The organism is Planotetraspora mira (assembly GCF_016863275.1).
Classification (GTDB): domain Bacteria; phylum Actinomycetota; class Actinomycetes; order Streptosporangiales; family Streptosporangiaceae; genus Planotetraspora; species Planotetraspora mira.
On record NZ_BOOO01000016.1, the window covers coordinates 18,317 to 36,593 of the forward strand.

Genomic DNA, 18,277 nt, shown 5'->3' on the forward strand with positions numbered 1-18,277 from the left:
TCGACCGGCGGAAACGCAGAAGGCCCGGAGGAGATCCTCCGGGCCTTCTGACCTTTGTAGCGGGGACAGGATTTGAACCTGCGACCTCTGGGTTATGAGCCCAGCGAGCTACCGAGCTGCTCCACCCCGCGTCGGTATGCCTTAACCATAGCGCTCCCATGGAACCGCGGCAAATCAATGGAGGGCTCCGCTGGAATCGACGGCCCTCAGGACCCCGAGGCGCTCAAGGGGATCGTGGATGGGAACCGCACGCAGACGAGGTGGTCGGGAAAAAGTGGTGCGGCATGACGAAGGCCCCCGAACCTAACCCGGTTCGGAGGCCTTCGTTTCTTTCGTAGCGGGGACAGGATTTGAACCTGCGACCTCTGGGTTATGAGCCCAGCGAGCTACCGAGCTGCTCCACCCCGCGTCGGTAATGCAAGATTATCCGGCGCGGGGAGAAGTAGCAAATCGGGGGCTCAACCACTCGGTGAGGCGCTCGGACTCGCCGGCGGCGAGGCCGGGGGCGTGGACGTAGGCGTGGCTGTGGGCGTCGCAGACGGCGTGGCCGTCCCCTGCTGACTCTGGATCTTGTTCAGGTCGTCCAGGGCCTGCCTCAGCTGGTCCTGGGCCGTACCGTAGGCCGTCCAGTCGGGCGGGTTCGCGGACAGCGCCTTCTGCGCGTCCTCGTACGCCTTCTGCGCCTGCGCGATGACCGACGTCAGCGTGCTGAGGTTGGTCGGATTCTGCTGTGGCGGGGACTCCGGATTGGCGGGTGCCTGCGCACCGGTGCCGAAGACCTGATCCAGGGCGTCCTTGAGCGTGTCCGCCGAGCCGACCTTGTCGCCGAACATGACCAGGACGCGCCTGAGGATCGGATAGGGCTCCTGCCCCGCCCCCTCGGCCGTCTGGACATAGACCGGTTCGACGTACACCAGCCCCCCGGCGAACGGCAGGGTGAGCAGGTTGCCGTACAGGATCTGGGCCTTGCCCAGCCCCAGGATGTTGAGCTCGCCGGAGAACCGGTTGGTGAAGGTGTTCTGCACCTGCCCCGGACCGGAGATCGTCGTGTTGGCCGGCATCCGCAGGATCTGCAACTGGCCGTAGCCGGGCCCGGGGTTGGCGTCCACCGCCATGAACGCCGCCAGGTTCGGTCCCTGACGGGGCACGAACGTGGTGGTCAGCGAGAACGACGACTGGGCGCCGGGCATCTTGACCGACAGGAAGTACGGCGGCTGCTTGATGTTCTTCTCACCGGACGACGGGTCGTCGGGGACGTTCCAGAAGTCCTGTCCGCTGTAGAAGGCCGGCGCGTCGGTGATGTGGTAGCGCGACAGGACGTCACGCTGCACCTTGAACAGGTCCTCCGGGTAGCGCAGGTGCTCCTTGAGCTGCGGGCTCATAGCCGTCTGCGGCTGGATGACCCCGGGGAACGCCTTCTCCCAGGACTTCAGCACCGGGTCCTGCGAGTCCCACTCGTAGAGCTTCACGGTGCCGTCGTAGGCGTCCACCGTGGCCTTGACCGAGTTGCGGATGTAGTTGATCTGGTCGCGCGGCTGGGGCGCGATCGCCCGCGGGTCGGTCGCGGTGTCCCTGATCATGTCGGAGAAGCTCTTGCTCTCCGAGTACGGGAACTCGTTCGCCGTCGTGTACGCGTCGATGATCCACACGATCCTGCCGTCGACGACCGCCGGGTAGGGGTCGGAGTCGAGGTTGAGGAACGGCGCCACCTTGGCGACCCGCTGGGCGGGGTCCCGGTCGTACAGGATGCGGGACTGGGAGTTGATGTCGCCCGACAGCAGCAGGTTCTTCTCGCCGTACTTGACGGCGTAGAGCAGCCGGTTGAAGAACGAGCCGAGCGGCACGCCTCCCGAGCCCGTGTAGGTGTTGTTCGACTGGCCGGTCCCGCCGCTCTCGGGGAAGTCGAGTTCCTGCGGCTTGTTCGGCGAGCCGCCGACGACGACGTAGTCGGTGCCGCGCTCCCCGAAGTAGACGCGGGGCTCCTTGAGACCGGTGTCCGTGACGAGCGACCCCGATGCCGGCATGTCCTTGGCGTCGAAGTCGGGAAGCCCCTCGGAGTCGACCTCGTTGCCGGGGGCGGCGACGAACCCGTAACCGTGGGTGTAGACCAGGTGCCGGTTGATCCAGTTGTCCTGCTCCGCGGGCGGGCCCGTGAGCTCGCGGACCGCCACCACATGGTCGCGGACGCTGCCGTCCGCCTCCTTGTAACGATCGACGTCCAGCGGGTCGGCGAAGTCGTAGAACCCGCGGATCCGCTGCTTCTGCTGGAAGGTCTTGGCCACCAGCACCGGGTCGAGGAGCCGGACACCGGACACGGTCTCGTCGGTGGTGGCCTGGCCCGCCTCCGGCGTTCCCTTCGCCTGGTACGGCACCACCTTGACGTTCTTCACTCCGTACGCTTCGCGGGTCTCGTCGATGTTCCGCTTGATGTACGGCTCTTCCTTGCTCTGCTGGGTCGGCTTGACCTGGAACTGCTCGACCAGGACCGGGTAGACCGTGCCGATGAGGATCGCCGACAACACCAGGAGCCCGAACGCGACCCCGGGCCACATGCCACCGGGCCGGACCACCCCGGCGAAGAAGATCAGTGCGCAGATCAGCGCGATCCCGGCCAGGATTCCCTTGGCCGGGAGCACCGCGTTGATGTCGGTGTAGGAGGCCCCGTAGACGAAGCCCCGGTTGGAGAAGACCAGTTCGTAGCGGTCGAGCCAGTACGCCAAGGCCTTCAGCAGGACGAAGACGCCCAGCAGCACCGACAGATGGCTACGGGCCGCCCGGGAGGCGCTGACTCCGCCCGGCGACTGCACCCGGAACCCGCCATAGAGGTAGTGCACGATCGCCGCGAGGATGATCGACAGGATGACGGCCGTGAACAGGAAGGTCAGCACCATCCGCAGGAACGGGAAGGTGAACATGAAGAACGACACGTCGACGTGGAACTGCGGGTCCTTGTGGCCGAACGGCGTGCCGTTGACGAACAGCAGCCAGGTCTTCCACTGCCCCGCGATCGACGACCCGGTGAACAGTGCCAGGACGCCCATGCCGACCAGGAAGACCAGTCGCCGATGCGGGTCGACCGACAGCCGGTAACGATCGGCTCCCTGCGGCGTCCCGAACATCCCCGGCCCGAACATCGGGCGCATGCGGTGGGCGAGCACCATGTTGCCGCCCACGATGCCCACCATCAGCGCGGCGCCGACGATGAAAAGCAGAATCTGGGTGAGCAACATCGTCGAGAAGACCGACGAGAAGTTCACCGAATCGAACCACAGGAAGTCTGTGTAGATCCCGTCGAAGATCAGAAGTAACACCACGATGGCTACGAGCGCGATCGTGACGGGAATGAGAAGTCTCGGCCGACGGGGCAAGCGCATCGCCCGTCCGGCTCCGGGGCTCCGGAAGCTCAACGCCATCCCCTTGTCTCAGAGAGCAACGGTCCGTGCCTGGAAACCTACACCGCGAAATCTGAGGGTGGGTGATCCAGGAAGCCGGGTGTCAACCAGGCTAGCCCGCGGTGCAGGCGGGTACGTCGCCGGAACCCGTGCGAAGCGTGTCCAGTGCCTTGATCGCGCCCGAGAGAGTCTCGACCTTGACGAGCCTGAGGCCTTGGGGAACGGCCTTCACGGCGTCTCCGCAGTTGTCCGCGGGCGTGAGGAAGACCGTGGCTCCCGCGGCCTTAGCGCCGACCATCTTCTGCTCGATCCCGCCGATGGGCCCGACGTTCCCCGCGGGGTCGATCGTCCCCGTGCCGGCCACCGACTTCCCTCCGGTGATCGAACCCGGGGTCAGCTTGTCGTAGATGCCGAGCGAGAACATGAGCCCCGCGCTGGGGCCCCCCACGTCGCCCACGCTGATGTCGACCTTGAACGGGAACTTGTACGACGTCTGCATCCGGACGCCCACCACGGTCCTGCCGTCGTCCGCCTTGCCCGCGGTGAGCGTGACGTCGGTCGAAGATCCCCCGCGCCGTACGGTGAATTTGACCGGGTCGCCCGCCTTGTGCTTCTGCACGGCCGTCGCCACCGACTCGAGCGCCGTGACCGGGGTGCCGTCGACGGCGATGATCACGTCGCCCGGCTTGAGCTTCCCGTCGGCGGGCGCGCCCTTGTCGGTCTGCGCCACGGAGACGGACTCCTCGATCGGGACCTTCAGCGCGTTGAGCGCCGCCGCGGTCGCCCACTGCTGGGAGTCGGACATCTCCTGGGTGTTCTCCTGCTCGACCTGCTCCAGCGACGAGGTCCGGGGGAAGATCGCCTCCTCCGGCACCACGGCGATCGACGGGTTGGCCCAGCCGCGAAGCGCGGTGAGAAGGTCGAGCCGGTTGTCGGGGCCGCCCTGATAGGCGACGGTGACCAGGCTGAGCTTGCCGTCGGTGGGGTAGGTCTGGTGGCCGTCGATGGTGATCACCGGCTTGCCGTTGGCGTCCCCGATCGTGTTCTCCGTGGGGCCGGGGCTCAGCGCGACGTACGGCACGGGCAGCATGGCGCCGAACAGCGCGAGCACGACCGTCAGGAACCCTGCCACCATCAGGGCCAAAGCGCGTCGGGACATGGACGAACTCTATGCGTTCGCCCGGGCGCTAATCACAGGCCCCGACCCACTCGGCGTCTCCGTCGGTGAACTCCTGGTGCTTCCAGATCGGGACCTCCTGCTTGAGGTCGTCGATCAGTCGGCGGCAGGCCTCGAACGCCTCCCCCCGGTGAGGGCAGGCCACCGCGACGATCACCGCGATGTCACCCAGCCGGAGGTCGCCCACGCGGTGCACCGCGGCCAGGGCCGTGACCGGGTAGTCGGCGGCCACCTTCTCCGCCACGCGCCGGAACACCTCGGCCGCCGACGGGTGGGCGGAGTAGGACAGCAGCCGAACCGGCCTGCCGTGATCTTGCTCACGTACCGTCCCGACGAAGAGCGACGTTCCTCCCGCCGCGTGATCGCCGACGGCGCCCAGCACCTCGTCGACGGACAACGGGGTGTCACGAATCCCCAGCAACCGGATGACGTCCACCCCATGAGGTTAGTACGGCTCAGCGCCTCAGGCCGAGGACGGCGTGATCAAACCCGCGAGTGGAACGCGAGGGCCGCGCCCGTGCCCGCTTCCCAGCGACCCACACCAAGCCCGAGTCGAACCCGCGGGCCGCTGCGATCAGGAGCCCGAGCCTCACCACTGACGCGAGGGGCGCGGCCGTGTCTGGACTGAGGAGTGAGCGGGGAGCGAGGAACGAGCGACCCCGAACGACGAAGGAAGACGCGGCCTCTAAGGCGCCCCGAGCCTGCCTCGCCGGAGGCGAGGCAGGCGAACGCTACCCCCGAGCCCGCCTCGCCGCAGGCGAGGCATTTATATGCGCCGCTTTCTGCGGGCGGCGCGGACGATCGCGGCGGTGCCGATGACGGCCACCGTCGCACCCGCGGCGGTGATCGTGGCGTCCTTGCCGGACAGGCGCCGGCCCACGACGGCGTGCCGTCCCTCCCGAAGCTCCAGCAACTCCTGGAGTGCCGCGTCGTTCGTCCAGGCGGGTTTCCAGCCGGCCTCACGGAGCGTGGCGGCGTCGACCACCCAGGGGTAGACGACGTAGTGCAGGTCGGTGGCGGGGGCCGGGGTGATCCCCAGCCGGTGCAGCCGCTGCGCCGTGCCGAAGGTCAGCCCCGCGGGCAGTTCCAGGCGGCGCAATCCGGAGATCTCCTCCACCTGGTCGGTCTCCAGCCAGCCGTCGGAGCCGACCGCGACCACACCGCTCACCTGGCCGAGAGCGGCGACCTCCAGCGCGGACACCAGGTCGTCGACGTGGCAGAACTGCCAGTGGGGCAGGCAGCCCTTGACCACCAGAAGCCGGGGAGCCTCGAAGTGCCGGGTGACGACGGTGTCGATCCCCTGCCCGACGAGCGCCGCCGGCCGGAGGACGGTCACCTCCAGGCCCGGGTGGGAGCGCGACGAGCGCCGGACCAGCGACTCGATCTCCAGGAAGTCGCCGACCAGCCCGGTGTCGGGCTCGGCCGCGACGGGGGCGTCCTCGGGCAGCGGCACCTCGTTGTCGGCGGCCGCGCCGTACACCATGGCGCTGGTGACCAGCACCACCCGGCGTACCCGGGCCGCCGCGCAGGCGGTGAGGACGGTCTGGGCGGCCCTGACGTTGTAGCGGCGGCGCTCGGCGGCGTCGGAATCCAGCGACATGTCCGTGCCCAGATGGACCAGGACGTCCACGTCTGAGATGCGGTTCGCCAAGAGCGGATCCCGGATGTCGAGCACCCTCCAGGTGACGTCGGGCACGTCGCCACGATGGTCGTCGATGGCCACGACGCGGCGGAAATCCGCAGACGAGGCCACTTTTGAGAGGAACGCCCTGCCTATACCGGAGGCGCCGCCGGTGACGGCGACGACGGGCGGACGGAGGCGTTTCGAGGTAGGCACGAGGTCCTCACTTTGCACTGATCCGCCCCGCGGCGGATAACGTGGCGGATGTGGACTACTCCATCCTGCACGAGGTGGCGCGGTGACTGACCTGCCAGGTCGCGAAAACGACCCCAACGAGAACCCGTTCGCCATGTTCGGCAGTCCGGAGCAGGTCGCCGCTGCCATGCGGCAGTTCGCGGACATGTTGTCCGCCTCGCCGGACGCCGGACCGGTCAACTGGGACATGGCGAAGAACATCGCCCGGCATGTCGTGGCCGCTGAAGGTGACCCGAGCGTAATGGAGGGCGAGCGCCGCCAGATCGTCGACTCGCTCAATCTGGCCGATCTGTGGCTGAACGAGGTGACGACCCTTCCGAGCGGAGTGGTGAACCCTCAGGCCTGGAGCCGGTCGGAGTGGATCGAGAAGACGGTGCCGGTCTGGAAGCAGCTGTGCGACCCGGTCGCCGCCCGCATGGTCGAGACCATGGGCGGCACGCTGGGAGCCGCCGGGCTGCCGCCCGAGGCGCAGGCCATGGCGGGGCCGCTCATGGGCATGCTCAAGCAGATGGGCGGCATGATGGTCGGCCAGCAGATCGGGCAGGCCCTCGGGACGCTCGCGCGCGAGGTCGTGGGGTCGTCCGACATCGGCCTGCCGCTCTCGGACACGGCCGCGCTGCTGCCTGGCGGGATCGCCTCGTTCAGCGCGGGGCTGGAGACGCCGTCGGAGGAGATCCGGCTCTACCTCTCCCTGCGCGAGGCCGCACACCACCGGCTGTTCCAGCATGTCCCGTGGCTCCGGGCGCATCTGCTCGGGGCGGTCGAGGAGTACGCCCGGGGCATCACCGTGGACGTCTCCGCCCTGGAGGAGAAGCTTCAGGGGCTCGACCTGAGCAACCCGGAGCGGATCCAGGAGGTCCTGGGCGGCGGCGAGCTGCTCAAGCCCGAGGAGACCGAACGGCAGAAGGCCGCGCTCGTCCGGCTGGAGACCGCACTCGCCCTGGTCGAGGGCTGGGTCGCCACCGTCGTCGACGCGGCAGCCGAGGGCAAGCTGCCGTCCGCCGCGGCCCTGGCCGAGACGGTACGGCGCCGCCGCGCCACCGGCGGGCCCGCGGAGCGGACCTTCGCGACCCTGGTCGGCCTGGAGTTGCGCCCGCGGAGGCTGCGCGAGGCGGCGGCCCTGTGGAAGACGCTGGGCGACGAGCGGGGGATCGACGGCAGGGACGCCGTGTGGGGTCACCCCGACCTGATGCCGACGGCAGGCGACCTGGACGATCCGGAGAGCTTCGTCAAGGGTGAGGCCGAGCTCGACATGTCCCTGTTCGAGGAGGACGGGAAGCGCCCGGACGCGGACGGCACGGACGAGACCGGCGGCAGGGACGGCTCCGGCTCCTCGGAGTGACATGCCCTCGCAGTGACATCCCCTCAGAGTGACGCCATCTTGGAGACGACCCCCTTCGGAGACTCTTCGGAGACGGCTATTCGGAGCGTCGGACGGCGAAGGCCGTGACGTGCCGCCGGTAGGCTGCCGCGGTGAGTCTCCATGGTGACGCCCGAGCCGTACTGGAGGGGTGGACGGCCCCCTCCGCCGATGAGGAACTGCTGCGCAAGGAGTTCCTCGAGCACCTGCGAGCTCACGATGACGCGATGTGGCGCGAATGCGTCCGCGGCCATCTGACGGCGACGACCGCGGTGTTGTCGCACGACGGCACGCGGGTGCTGCTCACCCTGCACCCCAAGGCGGGGATGTGGCTCCCCATGGGCGGGCACTGTGAGAGATCGGACACATCACTCGGCCAGGTCGCCCTGCGCGAGGCGGTGGAGGAGTCCGGCATCACCGGGCTGGTTCCGCTGGACGGCCCGCTCGCCCTGGACAGGCACAAGGTCTGGTGTCACCCGCCGCACAGCTGGCACCTCGACGTGGAGTACGGCGCCGTCGCCCCGCCCGAGGCCGAGGCCGTGATCAGCGACGAGTCACTCGACCTGCGCTGGTTCCCGATCGAGGAGATCCCCGAGTTGAGCGACGAGGCGACCCGGCGTCTGGCTCGCAGGGCCCGCGCGAGGCTTGCCACCGCTTGATGATGTTTCGCACGCAATCCTCAGGTCCGGCTTACGCGTGGTTTCACCTTCGCTCGTTAGGGTCGGCAGCATGACCAAGGCGTACGCAGGCGGCGTGATCGCGTCACCTCCGCGACGCCAGTGGCGAGTGTCTCCCGCCTTCGCGTGGGTCGCGGTGGCCCCGTTCATTCTCTGGACGGCCGGGCGGCTGACCGGCGTCGACCAACGGCCGGTGATCGTCGAGTTCATCACGCTGACGCCGTATGTGGCGGCCGCGTCGCTGGGAGCGGTGCTGATCGCGCTGGCCTCCCGCAGCCGGGCCGTCATCGCCGTGTCGGCGGCCACGTCCACGCTTCTGGCGGCGATGGTGCTGCCCCGGGCCCTCCCCTCGGCGCCCACGGCCACCGGGCCGACGTTGAAGATCCTCACCAGCAACATGTTCTTCGGCAGCGCCGATCCGAAGACCATCGTCGATCTGGTGCGGCGGCTCAAGCCCGACATCCTCAGCACCCAGGAGCTCACCCCCGCCGCCGTCGAGGCCCTGGACGCCGCGGGCCTGGAGGAGTCGCTGCCGTACACGCTCAACCAGGCGGCGTTCGGCGCCTACGGCAGCGGAATCTGGTCGCGATACCCCCTCACCCCGATGCCGGACTTCGCCCTCCAGGGCAGCCGCAACATGCCCCGGGCCCGGGTCGCGGTGCCAGGCGGACCGCCCGTGGAGATCGTCGACGTGCACACCATCTCCCCGGTGGGCCGGGACGTCTACGAGTGGCGGGCGGACATGGCGTCGCTGCCGGCGCCGTCCTCCGATGTGATCAGAATCCTCGCCGGCGACTTCAACGCGAGCCTCGACCACTCACCGCTGCGGGACGTCCTCGCCCGGGGCTACGCGGACGCGGGCGACGCGACCGGGACGGGGCTGCACCCCACCTGGCCCGCCGACTGGCGCATCCCGCCCATGATCACCATCGATCACGTCCTGTACGACAAGCGGGCCTCCGCGGTCACCACCAGCGTGCACACCGTCCCCGGCACCGACCACCGGGCGCTGTTCGCCGAGCTCCGCCTGTGATCAGGTGAGGAGGGCGCGGGTGTTGTCCCACCCTTCGAGGCCGGGATCGAGTCGTGCGATGTCCGTGGGCTTCCTGAGGCGATGCCAGCCGGGACCGGTCGCGACCATGCGGCGTCCGGGGGCCTGACCGCGGAGCGTCGCGACCACGTCGGGCTCGTCGAAGTCGGGGACGGCCCAGTCCGGCAGCGGCAGGCGGGAGGCGATGGCCACCGCTCCCCCGCCCTCGGCCGGGCAGACGGCGATCGGGGCGCGTCCCAGCTCCCGGAAGAGCTTTCCCACCAGGAGCGGCGGCAGATCGGGGGCGTCGGCGCTGATCACCACGGCCTCGGTGCCGTACGGCAGAGCCGCGAACGCCTCCGAGGGGGAGCCGACGGGGATCACGGGCGTGCCCGGCCAGGCGATGGCGTCCAGATCGGGGACTCCGGCTGAAAGGATCACCGGCTCGACGAGTTCGAGGCCGGCGACCATCTCGTAGGTGTCCTCCGCCATGGCGAGCAGGAACTCCTCCGGGTCGACGCCCGGGGGCGAGGCGTCCGTCATCCCCGCCGTGACGAGGACCGCCACGATCCGGGTCAACACTCCTCCGCTGAGCCGCTGGCCCCCATGGAGAACCCCTCGAGGAACCCTCTGGCGCGTTCCGCCCGTGGATACCGCTCGACCAGTTCCCAGAAGGCGGGGCCGTGGCTGGGGACGAGCAGGTGGACCAGCTCATGCATGATCACGTAGTCGACGACCCAGGCAGGCATCCCCTGGAGCCGGGTGGACAGCCGGATCGTCCCGTGGTCGGGAGTGCAGGAGCCCCACCGGTGGCGCTGGTTCTCGACCCACCTGACGCTGGTGGGAGTGGCCTTGTCGTCCAGATAACGGGTCGCCAGGTCCGCCGCTCGCTCGAGCAGATCGTCGTCGCTCGGCCGTCGCCGTTGCTCTTTGGCGGCGAGCCGGTCGAGCATGCGGCGTACCCATTGCTCCTCGTCGGTCAGGCTCAGACCTGCCGGGAGCAGCACGATGGTTTTGTCTCCATCGCGGTATGCGGAAACGGTTCGCCGCCGACGTGTGCTCCGACGAACCTCGACTGTCTCGGGGGGCACATATGAAAGGTAGCCGACACGCGCGGATTTCCACAGGGGGGGAGTTATGTTCCCCCTGGTCAATCGAGCGAACGTGACCTTGCGAGCGCGAAAACGACCGCCCTCGCGTAGTTCACCCGCCACATTCACCCCGGTAATTATCCACAACCCCGAAGATTCCGGCCTCACCAGGGGCGGCGTGTGGCAAGGTCTGGCGACTATGAGGCCCCGTCTGAAGCCCGTTCTGCGCCGTGTAGACCGCGACGAGCACACCCTCCAGCTCGGCGTCCATCCCCACCGGGCCGTCGTCCTGACCGGCGTCGAGCCCGCCGTGCGCCGCCTGATCGACAGCCTGGACGGCACCCGGACCCTCACCCAGGCGGTGGCCGAGAGCGATCTCGACGACTCCTCGGCCCGCGAGGTGATCGCCCTGCTGACGGCTCGCGGCGTGATCGACGACGCGGCCGTGCGTCCCGAACCCCTGGCAGACCTGACCAGGGCCGAGCGTGATCGGCTCCGTCCCGACATCGACGTCCTGTCGCTCACGTCGCCGGACGGAGGGATGGGCGCGGTCGAGCGCCGGAGATCGGCGCGGATCCGCGTGCACGGCGCGGGGCGGGTGGGCGCCCAGATCGCCGTCCTGCTGGCCGCCTCGGGCATCGGCCACCTCTGCGTCGTCGATCCCGGTACGGCACGGCGGGAGGACGTCGTCCCCGGCGGACTGGGCTGGTCGCAGGTCGGGACGGCCAGGGAGGAGGGAGCGGTGGCCCTCGCCCGCGAGATCGCGCCCGGTGTCAACGCCTGGAGCGGCCGATCGGCGTCGCAACTGAGTGATCACGGCTCCCGTCCCGATCTCGTGATCCTCGCGCCCGTCGGACCGCTCGACCCCGTGCTGGTCCGCGAGCTCGGTGCCGAGGAGATCCCGCATCTTCTCGCCACGGCCTTCGAGGGCTGCGGCCTGGTGGGACCGCTGGTGATCCCGGGAGTGACGCCCTGCCTCGACTGTCTCGACCTGACCCGGCGCGACCGCGACCCGTCCTGGCCGGCCGTCAGGGCACGACTCGGCGGCTATCCCGCCGGTGAATCCGCCTGTGACACGACCCTGTCGTCGCTGGTAGCGGCGCAGGCCGCGGGGCACGCGATCGCCTTCGTGGACGGGGCGGACACGCCGGCCGGGAGCCTCGACATCCTCCCCGATCGGCGATGGCGGCACCGGTCGTGGGAGCGTCATTCACAATGTCAATGTGGTCGAAACGACCCAAATTCGCTAACAATGGTCGCGTGACCGACCTTCCCCATCGCGCTGTGACTCGTTCAGCCAAGCTTGCCTCGCTCCCCCTCGGGTTCGCCGGCAGGACCGCGATCGGGCTCGGCAGACGGCTCGGCGGCGCATCCGCGGAGATCGTCACCAGGGAGATCCAGCAGCGGACGGCGGACCAGATCTTCAAGGTGCTCGGCGAGCTCAAGGGCGGGGCGATGAAGCTCGGCCAGGCCCTGTCCATCTTCGAGGCGGCACTGCCACCCGAGTTCACCGAGCCGTATCGGGCGACGCTGACCAGGCTGCAGGACGCCGCTCCCCCGTTGCCCGCGGCCAGCGTCCACCGGGTCCTCGCGGAGCAACTCGGCGACGACTGGCGGGACAACTTCGTCGAGTTCGACGACCACCCGACCGCCGCCGCCTCCATCGGCCAGGTGCACCGGGCCGTCTGGCACGACGGGCGCACCGTCGCCGTGAAGATCCAGTATCCGGGGGCGGGCAAGGCCCTGCTCTCCGACTTCAACCAGCTCGCACGGCTCGGCAAGCTCTTCAGCGTGATCCTCCCCGGCCTGGACATCAAACCGCTCCTCAACGAGCTCAAGGAGCGGGTGGCCGAGGAGCTCGACTATCTGAACGAGGCCGAGGCCCAGCACGCGTTCGCCCAGGAGTTCATGGGCGATCCGGACTTCGTGGTGCCCGACGTCATCGCGGCGAACGAACAGATCCTGGTCACCGAGTGGATGGACGGCACCCCCCTCTCCAAGATCATCACTGATGGCTCGCAGGAGGACCGGGACCGGGCGGGCCTGCAACTGGTCCGATTCCTCTTCTGCTCTCCGGCGAGGGTCGGCCTGCTGCACGCGGATCCGCATCCGGGCAACTTCCGGGTGCTGGAGGACGGCCGCCTGGGGGTGCTCGACTTCGGAGCGGTCAACCGCCTGCCCGAGGGTTACCCCCCGATGTTCGGCAAACTCACGAGGATCTTCAACCAGGGCGACATGGAGTCGGTGGTCCGCGGTCTGCGGGATGAGGGCTTCATCCGGGAGCACATCGAGGTCGACGTCGACGCTCTGCGCTCGTTCCTCGCCCCCTACGTCGAGCCCACCCAGGTGGAGGAGTTCACCTTCACCCGGGAGTGGCTGCGGCACCAGGCGGTGGCCGTCGCCGACCTGCGCCCGACCAACGTGGTGCGTCAGCTCAACCTGCCGCCCTCGTACGTGCTGATCCACCGGGTGCATGCCGCCGGGGTGGGCGTGTTGTGCCAACTCGGCGCGACCGCCCGGTTCCGCGACGAGGCCATCCGGTGGGTTCCCGGCTTCGCCGACGACCCCGGTGAGCCGGAGGACACCGCACTCGCCGCATCCTGAGCTCGCGCCTCCTGAGCTCTCGCCTTCTGAGCTCGCCCGGACCGCGGCGTCCGATATGGCTAGGCGAATGTGGTGAGCACGACGCGCCGGCCGGGTTCCGTGGGCGCGGTCCAGGCGTGTTCGACCTGGGAAAGCGGGAGCGGCAGCGCGGCGGCGGTGAGGGCACCCGTCGAGAGTTCTTCGATCAAGGACGGCAGCTCGGCGACGATGCCGGCGGCGGTGAGCGATCCCTGTCCGCTTCCCATGATCCGCAGGTTGGCCGCGCGGAGAACGAAGGAGGGCAGGGTGATGTCCGGCCCGGCCGTCGACCCGATCTGAATCCAGTCCAGGGGGGCGCTGCGTTCGGTGCGGCGGGTGAGCAGGGCGGGGACGGCCAGCTCGGTGGGGATGCCCCAGGTATAGTCGATCACGACGTCGACGTCCGCGGCGGCCTCGCCGAGCCGGTCGGCGGCCTCGGCCGGGTCTCCTGCCAGGGAGACCACACGGGTGGCGCCGAGATCGGTGAGCAGGTCCAGACGTTGTGGGTCGCGCCCGGCGGCGACGATGTGGGCCGCGCCGAGACGGCGGGCGATCTGCACGGCCATCTGGCCCGCGTTGCCGGTGGCGCCGAGCACCAGCACGCTCTGCCCGGCCTGGAAGGCGACCCTGCGGCGCAGTGCCACCCATGAGGACATGGCGGGGTTCATCGCTGCCGCGATGATCACCGGGTCGGCGTTCTCCGGCAGCGGGACGGCGCGGCGTGGATCGAGGAGTGCCTGCTCGGCCATCGTGCCGGGTGCGTCATCCTCTGCCACGAAGTACACGCGACGCCCATCGGGCAACCGTCCCACACCGTCGACGCCGGGGATCAGGGGCAGGCGCCACGACGATCTGACGCGCCGGCCCCCTCCTCGACACCGTCGAGTCCTACGACGTGACCGGCGGCAACGCGGTTGCCGTACAGACCTGGGGGCGAAAAGGGGAAGGCCCCGGTCCACATCGGACCGGGGCCGTCGCGTCTTCAGGCACGTCTGCCGTCACACACGCGATAACGCGTCACTGAGGCGGCGGGAGGCGCGCTCCATCCGCCGACGAGCCTTGCGCACGCTGTTGACCCGGCTGGCGAGCCGCTCCTCCTCCGCCTCAAGGTGGAGGGTTCGTATTCGCTCGTGAACCAGTTCTTGATTCAGATACAACGACGCGCTCGGGGAGAGGTTCATTCGAGTGGTTCCTTTCGGATTGCTACTGCTTTTTACTGGCGAAATTGCGGTCAGGCCGCTACGGGGGCCTTCCTGGGACGCCCCCTCGGGCGCTTGCGGGGTACGACTACCCCCCGCAGGATCAGTTCGCCGCCCCAGACGCCCCACGGCTCCTCGCGCTCCAGCGCGCGGGCCAGGCAGGCCTTCTGGATCGGGCATCCCCCGCAGAGCGCCTTGGCGAACTCGACGTCCTCGGGAGACTCGGCGAACCACAGGTCGGGCTCGGTACGACAGGGGATTTCGGCTTCGATCAGGTCCATGACCGGGGCCGCCATCTGCGTCACCTCTTCGTTCGTTTCTGGTCTGGTTGTCCTCGTGGGTGGGCGGGAACGTGGCCGGACAATAAGAAAGGCCGCGGATCCTTTGCGGATCCGCGGCCTGGAGAGAGGAGACCGGTCAGGTTATGACTGGTTCTCTCCAGGCGTATTGCGGACCCTGCGCCCCACCATTGGCGGTGCGGTCGGTCTGCTCATCGCTCATCGGTCGGACCACAGGGATCCGGACATAAGCGGGGGTGCCGTGGCTGGCCACGCCGGCGAGGTCGCCGAAGGCTGACGTCCCACGCTCTCTGGCGATCGGAGCCTGGGCGCGAACGGCCTTGCCACCCGACAGTTCGATCTGCGCGATGACGGCGGCCAGGCATGCGAAAGCGAGCCACGTGGCCAGGAACACGGTCATGTTCTCCACGGGACTCACCTCCACTCGAATGCGATCGGCCGGACGGACCGTCCGGCGGTTTCCTGCGACCTCATGACTGCTGAGATCAGTCATGACCCTAAACGCGAACCGCAGGGGTGGGCAACCTATTTTCTACCTGCGATTTTCACGACTTCATGACATCTTCGCTGACCCTGATCATGCACTCCTGAACCACCGACACCGCCAGGTCACCCGAGGGCGTGAACATCTCCCCGCGGGCGAGGCCTCGCGCGCCTCCTGACCAGGGCGACTCCTGGGCGTAAAGCAGCCAGTCGTCGGCGCGGAACGGCCGGTGGAACCACATCGCGTGGTCGAGCGACGCCCCCCGGACATTCGAGGAGCCCCAGGCCAGGCCGTGCGCGAGCAGCACGGTGTCCACGAGCGTGAAGTCGGAGGCGTAGGCGGCGAGCACCACGTGCAGCAGCGGATCGTCGGGCAGGTCGGCGTCGTAGCGGAACCACACGTGGTTCTCCGCGCTGATCAGGCTCGGGTCCTTCTGCGCCTCCCAGGTCAGCGCGTTCACGTAGCGTGCGTCGACCGGGCGCGGCCTCGACAGGTAGTCGCGCCACGCCGGATCGTCGCCGACGACGTTGACCATGCGCTCCTGGAAGGTGGGCAGCGTCTCGGGGTCGGGCACCCGCGGCATCGTCACCGCCTGGTGAGAAACCCCTTCCTCGTGGATGTGGAAGGACACCGACATCGTGAAGATCGCTTTACCGTGCTGGACCGCCACCACGCGCCGCGTCGTGAACGAGCGGCCGTCCCGGATCCGCTCGACGTTGTAGACGATCGGGATGGCGGGATCGCCGGGCCGGATGAAGTAGGCGTGCAGGGAATGAACCATGCGGTCGGAGGGGACCGTGCGACCGGCCGCCACGAGCGCCTGCGCGGCGACCTGACCGCCGAAGACCCGCTGAATGCGCTCCTCTGGGCTGCGCCCCCGGAAAATGTCCAGCTCGATCTGCTCGAGGTCGAGCAGACCCAGCAACTCCTTGAGCGCCGAGTTCACGGGGCCTCCATCACGCGGGGGATTTATTACTCATCAGTAACACTAGTGGCGGCGCGGCACAGATCCAGAACGGCTTCGCCGTACCGGTCAAGTTTGACGCGTCCGATCCCCGCGATCGCGAGCAGGCCCTCCTCCGATGTCGGAACCCGCTCCGCTATGGCCTGCAGCGTCACATCGGTGAACACGACGTAGGCGGGGACCTTCGTCTCCTTGGCCACTGCCGACCGCCAGGACCTGAGGCTTTCCAGCAGAGCCTCATCGTAGTCGGCGGGGCAGGTCGCGCAGCGGCCCAGCTTCTGCTCGGCCGCCACGGACAGGGTCTTGCCGCAGATCCGGCAGTGCAGCGGCGCCGCCGTCTTCTTGGCGCCGCCGGAGGGCCGCTCCACACGGCTCACGACGGGGGTACGCGGCGACAGGCCGTCGAGGAAGCGTGAGGGGCGGCGGGAGCGGCGGCCGCCGGGCGAGCGGGCCAGCGCCCACGACAGGTGCAGGTGCTCGCGGGCGCGGGTGACCCCCACGTACAGCAGGCGCCGCTCCTCCTCGACCTGCTCGGGGGTCTCCGCGTAGATGATCGGCAACATGCCCTCGGTGAGGCCGATGAGGAAGACCGCGTCCCACTCCAGGCCCTTGGCCGCGTGGAGCGAGGCGAGCGTCACCCCCTCGACCGGCGGCGCGTGCTGCTCGGCCGCCCTGCGCTCGAGTTCGGCGACGAAGGCGGCCAGGTTGGCGCCCTCCGCCGCGAGGTCCTCCGCGAGATCGGCGAGGGCCTTCAGCGACTCCCACTTCTCCCTGGCCTTGCCGCCACTGGGCGGCTCGGCGGTCAGTCCGATCCCGGACAGGATCGCGTGCACTCCGGGGGCCAGCGGCTCCTCGTCGTTGGCCGACCGGGCGGCGCCCCTCAGCAGCACGACCGCCTGCCGTACCTCGGGGCGCTCGAAGAACCGCTCGGCGCCACGCAGCAGGTACGGCACGCCCGCCTCGGTGAACGCCTGCTCGTAGGCCTCGGACTGGGCGTTGATCCGGAACAGCACCGCGATCTCGCGGGTGGGCACACCGTCGGCGATCAGCTTCTTGACCGTCAGCGCCACTCCGAGGGCCTCGGCCGGCTCGTCGTCGTACTCGGTGAAGACGGGCTCCGGCCCCTCCGGCCGCTGCGCGACCAGTTCCATCCGGTGCACCGACCGCGCGATCACCCGGTTGGCCAGCGTGACGACCTGCGGCGTCGACCGATAGTCGCGGATCAGCCTGATCACGCTGGCGGAGGGATGCTCGACGGCGAAGTTGGTGAGGTAGTGCGGGGTCGCCCCGGTGAAGGAGTAGATCGTCTGGTTCGGGTCGCCCACGACGCACAGGTCGTCGCGCCCGCCGAGCCAGGTGTCCAGCAGGAGCTTCTGGAGTGGGTTGACGTCCTGGAACTCGTCCACGACGAAGTAGCGGTACTGCTGCCGGATCTGGGCGGCGACCTCGCGGTGCTCGGTCATGACGGCCGCGGTGAGCTCGAGGATCGTCTCGAAGTCGATCAGGTTGCGCTGGCGGCGCAGGGTCTCGTAGCCCTCGTAGAGCCGGGAGACCTCCTCGGGCGCGACGGGAGGAGTGCGCCGGGCCTTCACCGCTGCGGCAGGGTAGTCCTCTGGGGCGACCTGGGTGACCTTCGCCCACTCGATCTCGCTGGCGACGTCCCTCAGCTCACCGCGGTCGGGATTCTTCCGCAGGCGCCGGCAGGCCTCGATCAGCAGCGGCAACTTCGACTCGACCACCTGGGGCGGATCCCCGCCGATGACCCGCGGCCAGAAGTAGCTCAGCTGGCGCAGTGCCGCGGCGTGGAAGGTCCGCGCCTGGACGCCGGGGGCGCCGAGTTGGCGCAGCCGCTGCTTGAGCTCGGCGGCCGCCCGGGTGGTGAAGGTGACCGCGAGAACGCCCTGCGGATCCACGATCCCGCTCTGCACGGCGTAGGCGATGCGGTGGGTGATGGCGCGCGTCTTGCCCGTGCCCGCACCCGCGAGCACGCACACCGGGCCGCGCACCGCCTCAACGACCTCGCGCTGTTCGGGATCAAGGCCCTCGAGGACGTCCAAATGGGCTCCCAATATGCGATGCGGACGGATGTACTGGCATCATCCTTCC

Annotated in this window: 16 protein-coding genes and 2 tRNA genes; 5 read left to right on the forward strand and 13 right to left on the reverse strand. The window is 69.1% G+C overall.

Translation table 11 applies throughout. The annotated features are described in order from the left end of the window. Positions 1-57: 57 nt before the first annotated feature. From Pmi06nite_RS15070 to Pmi06nite_RS15095, 6 genes are all read right to left on the reverse strand, one after another. A tRNA-Met gene (locus Pmi06nite_RS15070) sits at positions 58-131 on the reverse strand. A 204-nt stretch (positions 132-335) separates the two neighbouring features. Beyond that, positions 336-409, reverse strand: a tRNA-Met gene (locus tag Pmi06nite_RS15075). 49 nt (positions 410-458) lie between these two features. Continuing rightward, the gene (locus Pmi06nite_RS15080) at positions 459-3,374 is read right to left on the reverse strand and encodes a UPF0182 family membrane protein (RefSeq protein WP_203953615.1); all 2,916 of its coding nucleotides are present in this window, start codon (positions 3,372-3,374) and stop codon (positions 459-461) included. Positions 3,375-3,504: 130 nt separating this feature from the next. Continuing rightward, complete coding sequence (locus tag Pmi06nite_RS15085) at positions 3,505-4,551, reverse strand: YlbL family protein (protein ID WP_203953616.1); 1,047 nt, start codon at positions 4,549-4,551, stop codon at positions 3,505-3,507. 28 nt (positions 4,552-4,579) lie between these two features. After that, positions 4,580-5,005, reverse strand: a complete 426-nt coding sequence (locus tag Pmi06nite_RS15090; protein ID WP_203953617.1) for a molybdenum cofactor biosynthesis protein MoaE — start codon at positions 5,003-5,005, stop codon at positions 4,580-4,582. 330 nt (positions 5,006-5,335) lie between these two features. Then, positions 5,336-6,406 (reverse strand): NAD-dependent epimerase/dehydratase family protein, encoded by a 1,071-nt coding sequence (locus Pmi06nite_RS15095; protein WP_239094739.1) that lies wholly within the window; start codon positions 6,404-6,406, stop codon positions 5,336-5,338. A gap of 82 nt (positions 6,407-6,488) precedes the next feature. On the opposite strand from Pmi06nite_RS15095, the gene Pmi06nite_RS15100 reads away from it, so the two are divergent. The 3 genes from Pmi06nite_RS15100 (at position 6,489) to Pmi06nite_RS15110 (ending at position 9,515) form a co-directional block, all read left to right on the forward strand. Continuing rightward, entirely contained in the window at positions 6,489-7,787 is a 1,299-nt protein-coding gene (locus tag Pmi06nite_RS15100) for a zinc-dependent metalloprotease (protein WP_239113912.1), read from the forward strand. A gap of 131 nt (positions 7,788-7,918) precedes the next feature. Continuing rightward, positions 7,919-8,464, forward strand: a complete 546-nt coding sequence (locus Pmi06nite_RS15105) for an NUDIX hydrolase (protein WP_203953619.1) — start codon at positions 7,919-7,921, stop codon at positions 8,462-8,464. Between the two features lie 70 nt (positions 8,465-8,534). Continuing rightward, positions 8,535-9,515 carry an endonuclease/exonuclease/phosphatase family protein gene (locus tag Pmi06nite_RS15110; RefSeq protein WP_203953620.1) on the forward strand — a complete coding sequence of 327 codons (981 nt, stop codon included), beginning with the start codon at positions 8,535-8,537 and terminating at the stop codon, positions 9,513-9,515. On the opposite strand, the gene Pmi06nite_RS15115 is transcribed toward Pmi06nite_RS15110, so the two are convergent. Both Pmi06nite_RS15115 and Pmi06nite_RS15120 read right to left on the reverse strand, forming a co-directional pair. Further along, positions 9,516-10,091, reverse strand: coding sequence for a glycosyltransferase family protein (locus Pmi06nite_RS15115; RefSeq protein WP_203953621.1), 576 nt, complete (start codon positions 10,089-10,091; stop codon positions 9,516-9,518). Continuing rightward, complete coding sequence (locus Pmi06nite_RS15120) at positions 10,088-10,603, reverse strand: M48 metallopeptidase family protein (protein ID WP_203953622.1); 516 nt, start codon at positions 10,601-10,603, stop codon at positions 10,088-10,090. Before Pmi06nite_RS15120 ends, Pmi06nite_RS15115 begins: the two co-directional genes overlap by 4 nt. 199 nt (positions 10,604-10,802) lie before the next feature. On the opposite strand from Pmi06nite_RS15120, the gene Pmi06nite_RS15125 reads away from it, so the two are divergent. Further along, a complete protein-coding gene (locus tag Pmi06nite_RS15125) occupies positions 10,803-11,867 on the forward strand; it encodes a ThiF family adenylyltransferase (RefSeq protein WP_203953623.1) in 1,065 nt (354 codons plus the stop codon). 20 nt (positions 11,868-11,887) lie between these two features. Then, on the forward strand, positions 11,888-13,207 hold the full coding sequence (locus tag Pmi06nite_RS15130) for an ABC1 kinase family protein (RefSeq protein ID WP_444544151.1): 1,320 nt from the start codon (positions 11,888-11,890) through the stop codon (positions 13,205-13,207). A 59-nt stretch (positions 13,208-13,266) separates the two neighbouring features. On the opposite strand, the gene Pmi06nite_RS15135 is transcribed toward Pmi06nite_RS15130, so the two are convergent. From Pmi06nite_RS15135 to Pmi06nite_RS15155, 5 genes are all read right to left on the reverse strand, one after another. Beyond that, positions 13,267-14,001 (reverse strand): quinone oxidoreductase family protein, encoded by a 735-nt coding sequence (locus Pmi06nite_RS15135; protein ID WP_203953625.1) that lies wholly within the window; start codon positions 13,999-14,001, stop codon positions 13,267-13,269. 455 nt (positions 14,002-14,456) lie between these two features. Beyond that, a complete protein-coding gene (locus Pmi06nite_RS15140; protein ID WP_203953879.1) occupies positions 14,457-14,720 on the reverse strand; it encodes a WhiB family transcriptional regulator in 264 nt (87 codons plus the stop codon). Positions 14,721-14,841: 121 nt separating this feature from the next. After that, positions 14,842-15,132 carry a hypothetical protein gene (locus Pmi06nite_RS15145; RefSeq protein ID WP_203953626.1) on the reverse strand — a complete coding sequence of 97 codons (291 nt, stop codon included), beginning with the start codon at positions 15,130-15,132 and terminating at the stop codon, positions 14,842-14,844. 136 nt (positions 15,133-15,268) lie between these two features. Beyond that, a complete protein-coding gene (tesB, locus tag Pmi06nite_RS15150) occupies positions 15,269-16,153 on the reverse strand; it encodes an acyl-CoA thioesterase II (protein ID WP_203953627.1) in 885 nt (294 codons plus the stop codon). Between the two features lie 26 nt (positions 16,154-16,179). Then, positions 16,180-18,228 carry an ATP-dependent DNA helicase UvrD2 gene (locus Pmi06nite_RS15155; protein ID WP_239113914.1) on the reverse strand — a complete coding sequence of 683 codons (2,049 nt, stop codon included), beginning with the start codon at positions 18,226-18,228 and terminating at the stop codon, positions 16,180-16,182. Positions 18,229-18,277: the final 49 nt, after the last annotated feature.